Below are 17,591 nucleotides of genomic sequence, written 5' to 3'. Positions count from 1 at the left end.
AAAGGCCCAATAGACTTGTTATTTAACCTTTAATACGCCTTGTAAATGAACCAAAATTCGGCGTTATTTCTGCCCAACTTATTTAATCTACGGTCCTAACGCGGTTCCGGTCTGACCCATTTGTAAACGCCCCTTGATACCCGTTCCAGTTTACCTTTTTTTATAAGGCCGGACAGGATATTTCTGACCTTTTGCGGCGCCATGTCTGATTTTTCAATGATTTCGGCTGCGGTTGTATGGCGTTTTGTTCGTCGCCTGAACAGGGTTTCAATGCCCGCGGCATTTTTGATTTTAGCGGTAGCGGTTTTTCTGCCGGTATCGGCCGCGCGTGTGGGGCTTTTTTCGACCTTTGTGGCCTTTGGCCTTCCGGGTTTTGATTTTTCTGCCCTTGGTTTCTTTGATTTGGGGGCTGGGTTGCTGGGTGTTTTCGGTTTTACCATCGGTAAAGATACCGATTCGTCCATATCAAGATCGATGCCGAACATATCCGACAGGTTTCGGCTTTCTTCATCAATGATTCTTGGGGATTTTTTCTTAGACCGGTTCAAAAGATCCTTTTTTGTCTCTTTGACGGTCTCGGAGACCAGGTCGTTGACCTTTGCCTTTCTTAACACGAAGAATAGGCCAGGGTCCAGGTCCAGACGGGAACCGATCCCGTACAGCACGGCTGCCACATGTTTGCACATAACGGCCCGGTCCGGGCAGGAGCAATCCAGTTCAATCTCTTTGGGGGAGGGAAAAAGACCTTTTTCTTTCTGGGTAAACAGATCTTCAAGTGCCTTGGGAAACTTGCCTGCCATCAGTTGTTTGATGCCCTCCATTTCCCCCTTGCATTGATCTTTGATGTACTGCCATTGTTTTTGGGGAATGGGCTTGATGGTTATGGTGATCCGGTAGGGGGAGGCCGCACCTCCCATGACCAGGCCTGAGACCTTACCGGGCTGGATCTGAAGATCCAGAACTGTCCCGTGCCGGACATAGCTGCGGCCCCGGCCGATCCGGTTGGCATAATCGGCGTACCGTTCCAGATTTTTGTTCCAGGCTTTGCCCCACCAGGTTTTTGCAAGGGTCCGGCCCTCGATGACCACGGGCTGAATACCGGGGTTTTTCTTTTTTAAGGCCGCAAGTTTTTTTTCAGCTTTTGCCTGTTTTTCCGCCACGCTCACGTATTTGGGATAACCGTAATACATTATTGGATTCCTTCTACCGCTAAATCTTTATCTGCTCGACCTATTCCGGCAAGGTGAGCCGGAATAGGTCGAGCAGGTTTTTATCATCCATTTCCGTGATCAGTCCTTGGGCGGACGGTGTGACCACCTGGTCGGCCAGGGCCTGTTTTTCGCTGATCATCGAATCAATTTTTTCCTCAATGGTACCCCGGGTGACAAATTTATGCACCAGGACTTTTTGGGTCTGCCCGATGCGAAAGGCCCTGTCCGTGGCCTGGTTTTCCACGGCCGGGTTCCACCATCTGTCAAAATGGACGACATGGTTGGCCCGGGTCAGGTTCAGCCCTACACCCCCGGCCTTTAAGGAGAGCACCATAAAGGGGCAATACGTATCGTCCTGGAAGGTTTGTATCAGTTTTTTGCGTTTTGCAACAGGCACAGATCCGTGGAGCACGAGTCCCGGGTGATGGAAGATGGTTTCAAGGAAGGCCCGCAAAGGTTCTGTCATCTCCTTGAACTGGGTAAACACGAGAACCCGCTCCCGTTTTTCATAAACGGTTTCACAGATGCTGCAAAGGCGTATGAATTTTCCGCTGTGGGTCGCCTTGAAATCCCCGGACCCTGTGAGCTGGTCCGGGTGGTTGCACAATTGTTTGAACCGGAGAAGAAAGGATAGCACCAGCCCTTTTCTTTGGATACCCGTGAATGTTTCAATGGCCTGCTTCAAATCCTTGACCGATTTTTTGTACAACACCACCTGTTTGGGGCTTAAATCGGCAAAGACCTTCATCTCCACCTTGTCCGGCAGGTCTGTGATCACGGTTTTATCAGTTTTCAGGCGGCGCAGGATATAGGGAAAGATCATCTGCCGCAACCTGGCATATCCGCCTGGATTGTCTTTCAGGGTTTTGGCAAAATTTGCGAATTCCGTTTTATTGCCCAAAAGACCGGGATTTAAAAAATCAAACAAGGACCACAGATCCGACAGCCGGTTTTCCACAGGCGTGCCGGTCATGACGATCCGGTGGGTTCCAGGCAGGGCTTTGACGGCCCGGGTCTGATGGGTAGCGGGATTTTTAATGGCCTGGGCTTCGTCCAGGATCAGGCAATGCCAGGAATACTTGGCAAGCCAGGCGTACTTTTTCACCAGGGTGTAGCTGGTGATGACCAGGTCCAGGCGGTCCAGTTGGGTTTTGGTCAGCTTGAACTCTTTGTTTTTCTTAGTTTTGTCGGGCTGTGGGGCCGATGAGGTAAAACCGGGGTGGGCCACGCAGGTTTTAAGACCGGGAAGAAACCGGTTGATTTCCGACTGCCAGTTTGAAATCAAAGAGGCCGGCACCACCAGAAGACTTGCGGGGCGTTTGCGGTTTGACGGAAATGTGCTCAGCCATGCCAGGATCTGGACGGTTTTTCCCAACCCCATATCATCGGCCAGGCAGGCCCCAAATCCGTAAGATGCCAAAAAGTTCAGCCAGTCTACCCCCTTTGACTGGTAGGGCCGCAATTTTGCCTTGAAGTCTTTGCCCGGCACCACCGGATCCACCTGTTCCGGGTGGGTCATCTTCTCCAGTACGGATGTCAACCATGTGCCGCTGGATACATTGATATCCACCTGGCCGGCATTGTCCAGGCCAAGCATTTTTTCCGGGGCCAGCCGGGTCCGCATGGCTGTTCCCAGGGTCATGCCCGAGGCGGCCAGATCCTCAATCCGGTTACAGGCTTTCAGGGCCTGTTTCAGCTTTTCCGGGTCCACTGCCACCCATTTGTTTTTAATAAACGCCAGGCCCTGGGTCTGCTCCAGGATGGCTTCAACCTCCTGCCTGGATAATTCCAGATTGCCCAATCCCACTTTGACGTTGAAATCCAGCATGGCATCCAGCCCGGCCATGGACGGTTTTTTGTCCCCCAGGGAGATGGTCACCCGGGGGGTGGAAGCGGTTTGTTTCCACCAGTCCGGAATCCGGCAGAGCACACCGCAGGCCTCATAATCCGGGATCTCCTTGAGAAAGCAAAACGCCTCATCCCCATCCCAGGCCAGGGGGTGGAACAACTCGCCGGATTCAATGAGATCCGCCACGATCCGGCTTTGTTCTGCCGCCTTGTACACCGTGGATAAAAGGGTTAGAAGCTCATCATCGTCATGGGTTTCGATGGCATGTTTCAGGGGCAGGTGCTTGGGTTTTCCATTGGCCCCCATGCCTGCGGAATAGGTGGCCATAAAGGCAAAGGGAAGGCTCGAATTTTTATTTTCCACCAGATGGAAAAACACCCGGCCTGCCGGGTGAAGATCCGGGTTTTTTTTCCGGAAATAGTCGCTGACCCGGCCTTTGAACGCCTTGATATCACGGAAAAACGCCCCATTAAACCCCTGCCACAGCCCTTCGAGCATGCCGGGGGTTACATATTCAGCCCCGGCCATCATGGGACAGGCTGAAATAAAATCGTTGATAAGCCCCTGCGGCAGGCTGATGACAGCGTCTTGTCTTAAGGTTTCAAGTTCAGCCGTTTTTAACAGTTCCCGGACAAAACAGCGGGAAAACCGCAGGAAATAGTCCAGGGAGGCTGAAAAATTTAAAGGGAATTGCTTAAACCCCAGGTCGTACAGCCAGTCGCTTTTTCGGTTTTCAGCGGTTTGGGCAATTTCCAGCAGGCACTGTGCCCGGTCCTGAGAAACTGTGTGTTTTACCGTTTCCCATTCAAGCACCAACGCCTGGTCCGGCATGACCGAAATAATCGGTTGTTCTTTAGTTCTGTCCGTCAATGAATTTTCTCTCCGCCATTGTTATTCTCCGGCGCAGATATATCAAATCCCTGGATCAACAACAAGGGATGCCCTGGATCGGGCAATCGCGATGTAAAAAACAATCCATCAACAGTCAAACCTCAGACATTCACCAATTCATCCGTATCCTATACTCTTTTATTGAGTTGCTCAGGTAGAAATCTTTAAACCCGGGGTGCCGACCCTTTACTGTTTGGGCAAATTTTTACCCGGGGCGACCGGCCCAAGACAAGTCCATCCGCCGCCAAGGGCCTTGTACAGGCTGATGAGATGGGAGGTCACAGCGCCCTGGCTCTGTGCCAGCTGATCCTGGAGGGACAGCAGGGCTCGCTGCCCATTGAGCACATTTTGAAAATCAGTTAGACCGGATTGGTATTGATCTTCAGCAAGACCCACGGCACGCTGGGCCGCCCCCGAAGCCGCCTTCAAAGAGCGCTGTCGGACCTGCTCCTCGGCGTAACCGGTCAGCGTATCTTCCACCTCGGCCAGGGCTTTGAGCACTGAGGCCTCATAACGAATCAATGCCTGCTCCTGGATGGCGTTCTGCACCTCAATGTTCTGGCGTATCCGTCCGGCATCAAAGAGGTTCCATTGAAATGACGGGCCCAGATCGAAAGTGCCGCTCTCCTTTTCAAGCATGGCGGCCACGGACAGCGCTTCCAGACCAATGGAGCCGGACAGAGTAAATCGGGGGTAAAGCAGGGCTGTGGCAGCACCGATCCGGGCGGTCTGGGCGGCAAGTTCCCGCTCTGCTTTGCGGATGTCCGGCCTTCTGCGCAAGACGTCCGCCGGCACCCCCACAGCGATCTTCGGGAATGGCATGGGAATGGTTTTTCGTTCAGCCAGTTCATCTTTCAATGAACCGGGATTCTGGCCCACCAGTACAGCCAGTCGGTTTTTGGCCTGTTCAAGTCCTACCTGCAACAGCGGTATCTGTGACCGGGTTTCTTCAAGATTGTACCGGGCCTGTTCCAGGTCAAGGTTACTGGTCAGCCCAGTCTGGCTGCGCGTAACGACCATGCCATAGGTCTGCTCCTGGGTCCTTTGATTGGCCTCGGCCAGGGACAGCCGGGTCTGGAACGATCGTACTTCCACGTAGTTCAAGGCAACTTCGGCCAGCAGGCTCACCATGACATCGTGCAGGCCCTCCTGGCTGGCCTCAAGCGAGGCCCCTGCGGCCTCAACGGAGCGCCTGACCCTGCCAAACAGATCAATCTCCCACCCGGCATCAAACCCTGCATCGTACAGGTCGTTTTCCGTGCCCAGGTCTGTTTCACTGCTGGTGCCGACCCGGGTGGCAGCACCTGAAACGTTAATGGTCGGAAAACCATCGGCCCTGGCAATCCCCCGCCGGGCCCGTGCCTCACGAACCCTTGCACGCCCAAGGCCCAGGTCAAGGTTGCCGGCAACGGCGCGTTCAATCAATTTCGTTAATTCGGGATCCTTAAAGGTTGACCACCAGCCGGCCAGGGTCCGCGCATCGGGAGGTGTCGCTGTCAGTCCGTTGGGCAGCGCCGTGTTCCACCCTTTGGGCACCCCGGGATCAGGAGCCACATAATTCGGTCCAACAACCGCACACCCGGCAAGCAGGAACCCGAGCAGGAGCCCAAAGATGTTCAAACACGGGGGGAACAGATTTATATGGCCCGTGCCGGACCGGGGAAGACATTGTCTTGTTCTTGTCATTTTAATCATCCCTCTTGTTTTCCATCATGGAAAATTATGAAAAATAGCCAGGCCCGGTGATGTTCCGGCGCCCTATGCCGTTACGTTGATGCTCCTGCGAAACAAGACCAGGGCCGCCATAAAAAACACAATGCCAATGGCGATGATTGCCATAAAGCTTGGCCAGACCAGGTCAAACCCCGCACCACGGTAGAGGATCGCCTGGGCAAAACTGACAAAATGGGTGGTCGGCGCCAACGCCATGACGGCCTGGACCCCCTTCGGCATACTGTCATGGGGGGTAATACCACCGGAAAGCATCTGCAGAGGCAGAATGACCAGAATCATGAGCAGGCCAAGCTGGGGCATGGAACGGGAGACCGTGCCCATGAAAATACCCATGGCGGCTGTGGAGAACAGATGCAGCATGGCACCGGACAGAAACAGGATGATGGAACCGGCCACGGGCACCGCCAACACCCCCTGCACCATAAAGTGCAGGGACAATGCCGCAGCCGTAAGAACAACCAGCCCCATGGCCCAGATCTTGGACATCATGATCTCAAACGGCGTAAGCGGCATCGCCAGAAGATGCTCCAGGGTACCGTGCTCCCTCTCCCGGATGACCGCAGCACCGGTGAGGATAATGGACAGCAGGGTGATGTTGTTGATGAACTCCATGACGCTACCGAACCAGGCACTGTTTCGGTTGGGATTGAACTTGGTGCGGACGGCAAGGTCTATGGGCAAAGGGGATTCTCCCCGGGAACCCTTCACAAATTCGTTGATTTCGCCCATGGCAATGCTTTCAATGTAACCGGAACCAATAAAGGCTTGGCTTACCATGGTTGCATCCACGTTGACCTGGATGGCCGGCTGTCGATCCGCCAGCAGGTCCCGCTCAAAATCGGGTGGGATATCCACGACAAAGGTGTATTTTCCCCCATCCATACCCGTATCAATTCCATCAGGGTCAATCCGTTCCGGAGTCTTGAAGTAAGGCCCGTAAAAGGCATTGATAATGCGCTGTGACAGCTGGGACTGATCTTCATCAACCACGGCAATGGGTGCGTTGTGCAACTCCATGGACGTGGTGTTTGCGATACTGTAAATTCCACCGGAAAATGTCCAGAAGATCAGGACAATCAACACGGGATCCCGAAAAAGAATGCGGAGCTCCTTGACGCCCAGGTGGTAGATGTTGGCACATTTGTTCATGGTTATTTTTCCTGCTTTTTCAAAAAGATCAGGCTTAGAAGGGTCAGTACCGGAATAAACGCGGCAAGGGCGAAATAATTCCGAAAAAGCTCACTGAACCCCAGCGCCTTGGTGAAGACGCCCCGGCTGATAATCAGGAAATAAGTGGTCGGGAAAAATTTTCCCATCACCGCTCCCACACCCTGCATGGACGACACGGGATGGGTCATGCCTGAAAAATTAACCGCAGCCAGCAGCGTGACAATGGCTGTGACGGCAAGGGCGGCAATCTGGGTATGGGTCAAGGCCGACATTAGCAGACCCAGGCCCGTGGTAACCGTCACATAAAGAACGGCGCCCAGGGTCAGTGCAATGAAGCTGCCTTTAAGAGGCACCCCAAACACAAAGATTGCCAGCAGCAACAGCCCGAAAAAGCTGATCATGCTGACGCCGATATAGGGCAGTTGCTTGCCGATGAGAAACTCCAGCCGGGTCACCGGCGTTGCATAGAGGTTCGTTATGGAGCCTATCTCTTTTTCCCGCACCACGCCAAGGGCCATGAGAATTGCCGGGATGAAAATCAGCAACAGCGGAATTACGGCCGGCACCATGGCGTAAATACTCTTGAAATCCTGGTTGTATCGATAGCGGATTTCAATATCGGCCATGGTCATCCGGGGTACCCTGCCCATGCTGCGAATGGCAAGTTCTGATAAATAGGCATAGTGCATGCCCTGGAGATAGCCGGCTATGGTTTCTGCCCGAAAGGGCATGGCACCGTCAATCCATGCGCCCACCTCCGGAATCCGGCCCCTTTTAAGGTCTTTACCGAAGCCTGCCGGGATTTCGAGGGCCAGGCTTAATTCTCTGCTGCCCATGCGCTGTTCAAGTTCAGTCCCACTGGCAATGGATGGCCGTTCAACAAAATACCTGGAACCGGAAATGTTCTGGATATAATCAACGCTCTCTGGTGTCTGGTCAAAGTCCAGCACAGCAAACGAAATATTTTCTACATCCATGGTGATGCCGTAGCCCATGATGAACATCAAAATGACCATGCCCAGGAGGGCAAAGGTGAGGCGGATGGGGTCTCTTCTGATTTCCAGGGTCTCCCGATGGGCATAGCCGAACAGCCGCAATGGGCTGAAGGCGCTGGTGGGGCGGTGCCTGGAATCAGGTAATGTACCCTCCTGCTTGGGGGCCTGCACCGTGGTGATATTTTCGTCGGCAGCCTCCAGATAGTCAATGAAGGCTTCCTGCAGAGTGTCTTTGGCGCGTGCCCGGATCAACGCCTCGGGCGTGTCCGAGGCAAGCACTTTTCCGGCATGCATCAGTGAAATCCGGTCACAGCGTTCCGCCTCATTCATGAAATGGGTGGAGACAAATATGGTGACCTTGTCCCTGCGGGAAAGTTCGATCAACAGTTCCCAGAACTGATCCCGGGCCACGGGATCCACCCCGGAAGTGGGTTCGTCCAGAATCAGCATTTCCGGGCCATGGATGACCGCCACGGCCAGGGACAGACGCTGGCGGATCCCCAGGGGCAGGCTGCTGGACAGGACGTATTCATACTCAGTCAGGTTAAACCGCTGGATCATTTCCTGGATCCGTCCTGGAATGGTTTCCAGCGGCAGGTGGAACAACCGGGCATGGAGTTCCAGGTTCTGGTAAACCGTGAGTTCAGTGTAGAGGGAAAACCCCTGGGACATGAACCCCACCCGTTTACGAATGGAAAGGTCATTGGCATCCACCGTCCGGCCGAACAGCATAGCCCTGCCTTCTGATGGGGGCAGCAGACCGGTCAGCATCTTCATGGTGGTGGTCTTGCCGCAGCCGTTGGATCCGAGAAAACCAAAGATCTCGCCCTGGGCGATTTCGAAATTCACATGATCCACGGCGGTAAAATCACCAAAAATCCGGGTCAGTCCCTCGGCCCTGATGGCCGACGGACCGTCATCAAGGCTGGTGCGCGGCGGCACCACCAGCTGTTTATGATCTTTACGTTTTTTTTCGGGCAGCAGACCAATAAATGCCGCGTCCAGATTTTGGGTGCCGGTCTGTTCCATCAGCCGGGCGGGGCTACCCGTGGCAAGCACTTTACCCCCGTCCATGGCCGCGAGCCAGTCAAACCCCTCGGCCTCTTCCATATAGGCGGTGGCCACAATCACACCCATGCCCCTGCCGCGAGAACGGATGGTTCCGATCAACTGCCAGAACTGCCGACGGGAAAGGGGGTCCACACCCGTAGTCGGCTCATCCAGGATCAACAGGTCTGGGTCATGGATAAGGGCACAGCACAGGCCGAGTTTTTGTTTCATCCCCCCGGAAAGCTTACCGGCAGGACGGTCCCTGAAGGGCAGCAATCCCGTGGCGGCAAGGAGCTCGTCCGTGCGTTTTTTCCTCTCGACTCGATTTTGGCCGAACAGTTGGCCGAAAAATGCCATATTCTCAACCACGGACAAGGTCATATACAGGTTTCGCCCGAGGCCCTGGGGCATGTAGGCAATACTCGGGCACACCCGGGCACGGTGATGCCGGTCACCCATGTCACCTCCCAGCACCGTGACCGTGCCCTGCTGAATTTTCCGCACCCCTGAAATCAGAGCCAGCAGGCTCGACTTACCCACGCCGTCGGGACCGATCAGTCCGGCCATGCAACCTGCAGGAATGTTCAGATCAATGGCATCCAGGGCCACGGTTTTTCCATAACAATGGCCGACATTGGCAACACGGGCGATGCTGTCTTTTGTCACGTTCATGGCAAAGACCTGCGCCGAACATCCTCGGGCCATTGGGCCTGGGGGGCAAGCCGTACATAGGCCACACCCGGTACCCCTGTTTTCACTTTTTCCAGATGCCCCATGAGTAATTCAGGGTCAATTTTAACCTTGATGCGGAACATCAGCTTTTCCCGCTCGGTTCTGGTTTCAACAGCCTTGGGGGTGAATTGGGCGTTGGGGGCAACAAACGACACCCGAGCCGGCACCGCGATGTCCGGCAGGGCATCAAACACAAGCCGGGCCTCAGCCCCCATGGCCACCCTGCCGGCCTCGGCCGTGGGTAGAAAAATAGTCATATACACATCGGTCAGGTCGAGCACGGTCAGTACTTTGCCGCCGGCCCCCAGGATTTCACCGGGTTCAGCCAGCCGATAGAGCACCCTTCCACGAATGGGGGTTTTGAGGATACTGTCCGTAAGGTTGGCCTCGATCTCTTCGGCTTTTGCAACCGAAATATGGATCATTGATTCCGACTCAAGCACCTGGGCCCGGGCTTCAGCCAGCAGGGCTGCCGCAGTTTCCATTGCTGCACGGTCATGATCAATCTGCCTGGCTGAAATGGCATATTTGTTTGACGCATAGGTTGCCTGTGAACGTTCATAGTCCTTTTTTGCGACAGCCAGTTCACTGCTTCTCTGCCGGACAAGGGCCTGGGTAAAACTTTTTCTATGACGCACCTGTTCGACGGATGCCTTTGCCTGCCTGAGCTGGGCCGCCAATGACCTTGTATCCATCCGGGCCACGATCTGGTCCGCCTCAACAAAATCACCTTCACGGCAAAGAATTTCGGCAATACGGCCCGGGTACTTTGTTGCGATGTCAACTTCGGTCGCTTGAATGCGACCATTGCCCGAGGCAATGGAATCCGATTTTTTCAGCCCCCTGTTTCTGGACCACAGCAGGGCTCCAGCAACGGTGATCAAGACAATAACGAGAATTAACCCTTTCTTGAATGTTTGTTTGTTGCCAGTCACGCCGGTCCTCCTGACTTGAGTCTTTGTTTATGGGTCACACTTAGCTTCAAGAAGCAAAAAACATGCCATCTGGCCTAACAGGGAAAAACCGCTGCAACCATGGATACTGCCGGGCAGGCGAACACTGGAAGGGTGTCAGGATAATTACTAAAGTGTAAAACAGGGTTGATGTGATCAAGGAAAAACAATTTGTAAAACTTGATAGGTCTAAATCCACTCTACATTGCGCTATTTAACTATGGTTTAATCCAGGTTAAAAGTACCTATCTATATCCTACAAATCAAACGGTCATTATATCTGACGGCAAAAAATGAAAAGTAAAAAAATCAATTTTTTGAACCGGCATCTGTTTGTCGGTTTTTTGTTTGTCCGGAATGGCGGGCAAACCCAGCCTGCGGTAAGCAGGATAATTCGGGGGACACCTTACTTAGGATAATTCGGGGGACACCTTACTTGATTTCGACAACAAAAATGCACTAAAATTTCGGGAATACTATTTTTTTATGTAAAACGGTATCATGTCCCCAGAGTTTTTTGCCCAAAAGCCCAGGATTTAAAAAATCAAACAAGGACCACAGGTCTGACAGCCGGTTTTCCACAGGCGTGCCCGTCATGACGATCCGGTGGGCCGCAGGCAGGGCTTTGACGGCCCGGGTTTGCTGGGTGGCGGGATTTTTAATGGCCTGGGCCTCGTCCAGGATCAGGCAGTGCCAGGAATACTTGGCAAGCCAGGCGTATTTTTTCACCAGAGTGTAGCTGGTGATGACCAGGTCCAGGCGGTTCAGCTGGGCTTTGGTCAATTTGAATGCCTTGTTCTTCTCTGTCTTGTCGGGCTGTGAATTCGAAGGGGTAAAACCGGGATGGGCCACACAGGTTTTAAGGCCGGGCAGAAATCGGTTGATTTCCGACTGCCAGTTTGAAATCAAAGAGGCCGGCACCACCAGAAGACTTGCGGGGCGTTTGCGGTTTGACGGAAATGTGCTCAGCCATGCCAGGATCTGGACGGTTTTTCCCAACCCCATATCATCGGCCAGGCAGGCCCCAAATCCGTAAGATGCCAAAAAGTTCAGCCAGTCTACCCCCTTTGACTGGTAGGGCCGCAATTTTGCCTTGAAGTCTTTGCCCGGCACCACCGGATCCACCTGTTCCGGGTGGGTCATCTTCTCCAGTACGGATGTCAACCATGTGCCGCTGGATACATTGATATCCACCTGGCCGGCATTGTCCAGGCCAAGCATTTTTTCCGGGGCCAGCCGGGTCCGCATGGCTGTTCCCAGGGTCATGCCCGAGGCGGCCAGATCCTCAATCCGGTTACAGGCTTTCAGGGCCTGTTTCAGCTTTTCCGGGTCCACTGCCACCCATTTGTTTTTAATAAACGCCAGGCCCTGGGTCTGCTCCAGGATGGCTTCAACCTCCTGCCTGGATAATTCCAGATTGCCCAATCCCACTTTGACGTTGAAATCCAGCATGGCATCCAGCCCGGCCATGGACGGTTTTTTGTCCCCCAGGGAGATGGTCACCCGGGGGGTGGAAGCGGTTTGTTTCCACCAGTCCGGAATCCGGCAGAGCACACCGCAGGCCTCATAATCCGGGATCTCCTTGAGAAAGCAAAACGCCTCATCCCCATCCCAGGCCAGGGGGTGGAACAACTCGCCGGATTCAATGAGATCCGCCACGATCCGGCTTTGTTCTGCCGCCTTGTACACCGTGGATAAAAGGGTTAGAAGCTCATCATCGTCATGGGTTTCGATGGCATGTTTCAGGGGCAGGTGCTTGGGTTTTCCATTGGCCCCCATGCCTGCGGAATAGGTGGCCATAAAGGCAAAGGGAAGGCTCGAATTTTTATTTTCCACCAGATGGAAAAACACCCGGCCTGCCGGGTGAAGATCCGGGTTTTTTTTCCGGAAATAGTCGCTGACCCGGCCTTTGAACGCCTTGATATCACGGAAAAACGCCCCATTAAACCCATGCCACAGCCTCTCCAGCATGCCAGCAGTTACATACTCGGCCCCGGCCATCATGGGACAGGCTGAAATAAAATCGATGATAAGCCCCGGCGGTACGCCGATGACAGCGTCCTGTCTCAGGATTTCAAGTTCGGGCGTTTTTAACAGCGCCTGGACAAAACAGCGGGAAAATCGCAGGAAATAGTCCAGGGAGGCTGAGAAATCCCAAGGAAATTGCTTAAACCCCAGGTCATACAGCCAGTCGTCTTTTCGGTTTTCAGCGGTTTGGGCAATTTCCTGCAGGCACTGTACCCGGTCCGGGGAAACCGTGGCTTTTACCGTTTCCCATTCAAGCACTAACGCCTGGTCCGGCATGACCGAAACAACCGGTTGTTCTTTAGTTCTGTCCATAAATTAATCCTGCCTCCGCCATCGTCATTCTCCGGCGCAGATATATCAAATCCTTGAATCAACAACAAGGGATACCGTGGACAGGGCAATCGCCATCACACAGGTCAATATTTTGATTATATTGAAATCCTTTAGATGGAAACCTTTTGCGAATCATCTCCAATAGTGGTAATAGTTTTTCCATTGATATTCTATAAAATTATAACGGGTTGGATATTTTTACTTTTGAAATGTTATCCCGTTAGATATGTGAGAATGAAGGATAAACAGAAACCACTGATCAATTTTGTTAAATATCATGGTAAGTTAAAAATTTTCCATCAACCCCTTCACTCTGATTGAGAGTCTATTATGAATGTTAAACATATTTGGAGAAGTATTAAAAATAGATATAGACTTTCTACAAAAGTTCAAATGAACTTTCAGCTTAGCTTCCCTGAGTATTTAATAGGTAAATGTTGCTTTTCAACCAACAATGCCTATCAAATTCGAACACAAAAAGTATCCCCTTCCTTACAAGGGGTTGTTTTTTCAGACACAATACCACTAAGCTGGTTCACTTCTTCAGTATTAATACCCTGGGCTAAGGTGTTGGAAATGACTATCTCAGATACACCGCCTTCAATTGATGGGATGCGAAACACGCCTTTAGCATCCCAATTATATACACAAACCTTGGATTTTGAGTACTGCGCACTACGACTCAATGATCCTCAAGAAATGACCATTGATTTTCCATGGTCAAAAGAATTTACAGATTACGTAAAAAAGAACAGATCATTTGATATTTAATCGGGATAGGACTTCCTATCACTGAGTAGCCCTCCCACACTAACCAGTTAATCTGGGGGGGGGCGATCCGAAAAATCGGGGGACAGACCACAGTTTTTTTAGATGGTCTGGTTATCGCCATAATGGGCAGGGAAAAAAGTCTGTTTTAATTACACTGCAGATCCTTTATCAGAGTATTGGTGAGACAAATGACCAAAAGTAATCAACTGATAGGGGATTTTCCGGTATGAATTGAAGTCTATCTATATTTATTCATGCGATTGCCCTGGATGCGCTATAAACCAGGTAACTGACGTGATCATAACGTTTAAAAATTGATATTTTGAATCAAAATCATAAAAAATCTAATTTGGCGAAGGTGTCAGTTATACAGAGTTTATTTTTTTATAAGGGGTGTCGGCCAGCACACACCATACCCTTGCGCAAAATCAACACCAATATCATTTAATATTTCAATTATGGCTTTGTTTTCCGCAAACTCAGCAATGGTTTTTTTCCCCAGAAGATGTCCAATTCGATTAATTGTTTCAGTCATTGCCCGGTCGATATCATCTTGTTCAATATTCTTCACGAAGCTGCCGTCAATTTTCAAATAATCAACCGGCATATTTTTCAGAGAACTAAAAGAGCTTACACCAGTGCCAAAGTCATCAAGGGCAAATTGAACACCAATTTCGTTGCATTTATTGATGAACTTTGTTGCCGCACGAAGATTTCTCACAGCAACCGTTTCCGTAATCTCGAAGCATATAGAAGTTGTATCAATGCTGTATTCAATAACTTTTTCTTTTATGAAATCGTATAATTTAAGAGAATTTATTGAAGCTCCGGAAAGGTTGATATTCACCACCAGCTCTGAACCGGCATTATCAGTAGATATATTGTGAAATTCTGAGAAAACCTTATTAATAACCCATTGATCAATCTCCGGCATTAAGTTATACCGCTCTGCAGCCGAAAAAAACGACTTGGCAAGACAATTTCACCACTTTCAGACACCATTCGCAAAAGAATTTCCATGTGGCATCTGGAACCTACATGCCCACTTAGTGTCTGATATGTCTGGTGATAAAGAACGAAGCGGTCTTCCTTTAGAGCTGCTTTTATTCGTTCCACCCAACTGACTTCAAATTGCCTGGATGTCAGCTCTTCCTTATTGTCCTGAAAGATACAAAGGCGTTGGCGGCCGGACTCTTTGGCCCAATAACAGGCCGAATCTGCTTCGCTGATAACATCCTTCGCTTTAATACTACTGCTGGTGACAGATGTCATACCAATGCTTATTCCTACGGTATGATTTTTGTCATTATAAAAAAAATTGATGGTTTTTAATTACGCTAAGAATATTGGTGGCGATTATTTGACCGCGATCTTTATCGCACCCATCAAGGAGAAGACCGAATTCATCTCCTCCAAGACGTGCTAAGGAGTCACTGGTCCGAACCTGGGTTTGTATGATCTGTGATAATTGTATGAGCAGTTCATCCCCGGCATTATGACCACATGTGTCATTTACAATTTTAAATCCATCAAGATCCATAAAACAGAGCAGGCTTGATTTCCCTTTGGCTTGAGCGTTGTCAATTGCTTTTGCAACCCGGTCCTCAAATTCACGGCGATTAATCAGTCCCGTCAATGAATCATGGGATGCCTCCCAGGATTGTTGTTCCAATTGTTTGCGGAAAATGGTGACATCGCTCAGGCAGAGTACGCCGCCAATCAATTCTCCGTTGCCATCCAGTAAGGGGGCGGCCTGTTCTTCCACAGCGATTACTCGGTTGGCTTGTGATATAAGTGAGCAACGTCCATTGCAAGAGGCTTGTTCTTTCGTACGCATTGCCTTGTAGAGCGCACTCTCAACCTCTAATTCAGTCTGACCGTCAATTAATTTTAGAACTTCAGATATAGCTTTCCCAATTTGTTTTGATAATGAACGGCCGAGCAATTTTTCTGCGGCAGTATTAAAATAGACAAGATCTCCCTTTTTGTCCGTACGGAGGACCCCGTCATGAATAGCCTGAAGTGTTATCTCCGCCTGTTGTTTTTCTTCAGATAATTCTCTGGAGAGCCGTCGCAGTTTTTTTACCGGAAGACGCCAGAGCACCAGCAAAACAACACCACCCATAGCCAATCCAATAACGCTGCTGATCAGGGTATTTCGAATGACATGGGCAAGGCTTGCACTTACAACAACCTTTCCCACGACCTGATCCATGTCATAAAGCGGATAGCTTCGTTGTATGAAGTACCTTTTTATGGCCTCCCCGGCTGAAGTCAGTTCGTTTCCTTCATAATCGAAAATCTGAACAAATTCGCTTTCCAATAAGACGGGTTCCCGGGCAAGAGTTCCCTGCATCCGGTTCTCTGCAAACATCCATGTTTGGGGAAGTGTTGTGATCATTTCTCTTTGCGCAATGGCTTTGATTCGAGCCTTGAAAGTGACTTCTTCTGATAAATCATTGTATGCAACAAAGGCGTAGACCGTCGGCAGGCTGAAGGCCACAATTATGGAAATCGCCAGGGTCAGGTGGAGGAACAGCCGATCAAGACTGTCTGGGGTGGAAAGCCTCATAGGTTTCTCATTATTGAACTGGATAATTGCCGTTCTGTTTTAAAATTTCGGCACCTTTTGGGGAGGAAACAAACCCAAGGAATGCGTCGACCTGTGCAGAACGCTTCGTGGGCAGAATAAAGTAAAACCGTTTGATCATGGGATAGTCACCGTCAATGCAGGACTGGATGCTGGGTTCCACACCGTCAAGCATTAATGGATGCATCTTTCTTTTTTCAGAAAGAAGCAACGCCAGAGAGGTCACTCCAAAACTGCCGGGCGTATTTTCAATTTTGTTCACCGTGTCTTGATCCGTTGAAGCAAAAAGAAATATGGTCCGTTTTTCGGCCCTCTCGACAGCTTTTTTCAGTTCAAGGGAAAGTCCTTTTATTTGTTTGGTATTATCATCTCCGGCCTGGCGGATAACTGGACGAATAGTCGATCCATCCGGCCATTTTTTTAAGGTCCTATCATAAATATCAACCAGTTGTGAAAGTGTTACAGCATTAATTTTTGTTTTGTTTGATACAGCAAAAACTGTTGGTGTACGAGCGTATTCAATGGCAACTATTCCTTTTTTCGACTCGGTCTTTTTTAAAGGCCGGGCGCTGAGGCCGATCTGAATACGGCCAGTGGGAACCGCTTTGATAGCACCGCTGCTTCCGATACTTGGCAGTACTGTGATTTGAACTTCGGGATTAGCTTTTTGGTATGCCTCGGCAATCCATCTCATTGTGCCAAGAGCATTACCGGTTCCGCCTATTATTATTATTATTATTATTATTGCTGCTGAACAGGTAGTTAAAGCGAAAGAAAAAACCATAAGTGTTAAAATAAGTATGGACAAAAAACGGCCTTTTTGTTTCGGATGAAGCATTATTTTTTCCTCCCTCTTTTTTACTCAATGATCCCCCCATTTGTCTTTTTTAAAATCGCCACTTATAGGGGCTTGGCCTTTGCAAAATTTGATCTGTTGAATCATGATGTTTAGTAAGGTGGCTGTTATTTGTGCGTATTAAAAAGTCCAGCGCTAAAAACTAAAAATTGGATCATTAAATTTCAGAAACTTAATTAAATCTGGATTTATGTGATATTACTTTGTATGAGTTTTGAGATCAAAAATCAACAATTTAAATTTTTGGAATTTTTTCAGTGAGTTGCAAATAAATAGGGGACACGTTTTATCCATTGTTTGTCCTTGGTCTGCCGGCTTTCCCCGGAATTCGCAGTACTTTGTCCTGTCGCCTCTGGCGCCTGAACAGGTTACTGGACCGGTCACTGCACACAGATCAATCAAACTATCGTTTGTTTGATTTGCGCATT

General features: G+C 50.4%; 12 protein-coding genes. 1 reads left to right on the top strand and 11 read right to left on the bottom strand.

Features of this window, described 5'->3' with window-relative positions; all coding sequences use genetic code 11:
• Nucleotides 1-95: 95 nt before the first annotated feature.
• From EYB58_RS02580 to EYB58_RS02550, 7 genes are all read right to left on the bottom strand, one after another.
• A complete protein-coding gene (locus EYB58_RS02580; RefSeq protein ID WP_111955411.1) occupies nt 96-1,190 on the bottom strand; it encodes an SWIM zinc finger family protein in 1,095 nt (364 codons plus the stop codon).
• A 40-nt stretch (nt 1,191-1,230) separates the two neighbouring features.
• Nucleotides 1,231-3,930: a DEAD/DEAH box helicase gene (locus tag EYB58_RS02575; RefSeq protein ID WP_111955409.1), complete on the bottom strand. Its 2,700-nt coding sequence runs from the start codon at nt 3,928-3,930 to the stop codon at nt 1,231-1,233.
• Between the two features lie 207 nt (nt 3,931-4,137).
• Entirely contained in the window at nt 4,138-5,637 is a 1,500-nt protein-coding gene (locus EYB58_RS02570; protein ID WP_111955493.1) for an efflux transporter outer membrane subunit, read from the bottom strand.
• A gap of 72 nt (nt 5,638-5,709) precedes the next feature.
• Nucleotides 5,710-6,834, bottom strand: a complete 1,125-nt coding sequence (locus EYB58_RS02565; RefSeq protein WP_111955407.1) for an ABC transporter permease — start codon at nt 6,832-6,834, stop codon at nt 5,710-5,712.
• Nucleotides 6,835-6,836: 2 nt separating this feature from the next.
• Entirely contained in the window at nt 6,837-9,572 is a 2,736-nt protein-coding gene (rbbA, locus tag EYB58_RS02560; RefSeq protein WP_111955405.1) for a ribosome-associated ATPase/putative transporter RbbA, read from the bottom strand.
• Complete coding sequence (locus EYB58_RS02555) at nt 9,569-10,567, bottom strand: HlyD family secretion protein (protein WP_111955403.1); 999 nt, start codon at nt 10,565-10,567, stop codon at nt 9,569-9,571. Before EYB58_RS02555 ends, rbbA begins: the two co-directional genes overlap by 4 nt.
• A 477-nt stretch (nt 10,568-11,044) precedes the next feature.
• Nucleotides 11,045-12,925: an SNF2-related protein gene (locus tag EYB58_RS02550; protein WP_242637523.1), complete on the bottom strand. Its 1,881-nt coding sequence runs from the start codon at nt 12,923-12,925 to the stop codon at nt 11,045-11,047.
• Nucleotides 12,926-13,276: 351 nt separating this feature from the next.
• Here EYB58_RS02550 and EYB58_RS02545 point away from each other — a divergent pair, with 351 nt between their 5' ends.
• Nucleotides 13,277-13,717, top strand: a complete 441-nt coding sequence (locus EYB58_RS02545; protein WP_131071987.1) for a hypothetical protein — start codon at nt 13,277-13,279, stop codon at nt 13,715-13,717.
• 376 nt (nt 13,718-14,093) lie between these two features.
• Here the strand turns inward: EYB58_RS02545 and EYB58_RS23770 are convergent, their stop codons facing one another.
• Genes EYB58_RS23770 through EYB58_RS02530 form a run of 4 tightly spaced genes read right to left on the bottom strand, consistent with a single transcriptional unit; the run spans nt 14,094 to nt 17,091 of the window.
• A complete protein-coding gene (locus tag EYB58_RS23770; RefSeq protein ID WP_242637522.1) occupies nt 14,094-14,651 on the bottom strand; it encodes an EAL domain-containing protein in 558 nt (185 codons plus the stop codon).
• A complete protein-coding gene (locus EYB58_RS24380; protein ID WP_278186350.1) occupies nt 14,651-14,989 on the bottom strand; it encodes a hypothetical protein in 339 nt (112 codons plus the stop codon). Before EYB58_RS24380 ends, EYB58_RS23770 begins: the two co-directional genes overlap by 1 nt.
• A 34-nt stretch (nt 14,990-15,023) precedes the next feature.
• Nucleotides 15,024-16,289 (bottom strand): diguanylate cyclase domain-containing protein, encoded by a 1,266-nt coding sequence (locus EYB58_RS24375; protein WP_278186349.1) that lies wholly within the window; start codon nt 16,287-16,289, stop codon nt 15,024-15,026.
• A 10-nt stretch (nt 16,290-16,299) separates the two neighbouring features.
• Nucleotides 16,300-17,091, bottom strand: coding sequence for a substrate-binding domain-containing protein (locus EYB58_RS02530; RefSeq protein WP_278186427.1), 792 nt, complete (start codon nt 17,089-17,091; stop codon nt 16,300-16,302).
• Nucleotides 17,092-17,591 lie beyond the last annotated feature (500 nt).

The sequence above is a fragment of the Desulfobacter hydrogenophilus genome, from assembly GCF_004319545.1.
In the GTDB taxonomy this organism is placed as follows: Bacteria; Desulfobacterota; Desulfobacteria; order Desulfobacterales; family Desulfobacteraceae; genus Desulfobacter; species Desulfobacter hydrogenophilus.
Note: the sequence above shows the minus strand (reverse complement) of the source record. Positions and strands in the feature narration are given on the sequence as shown.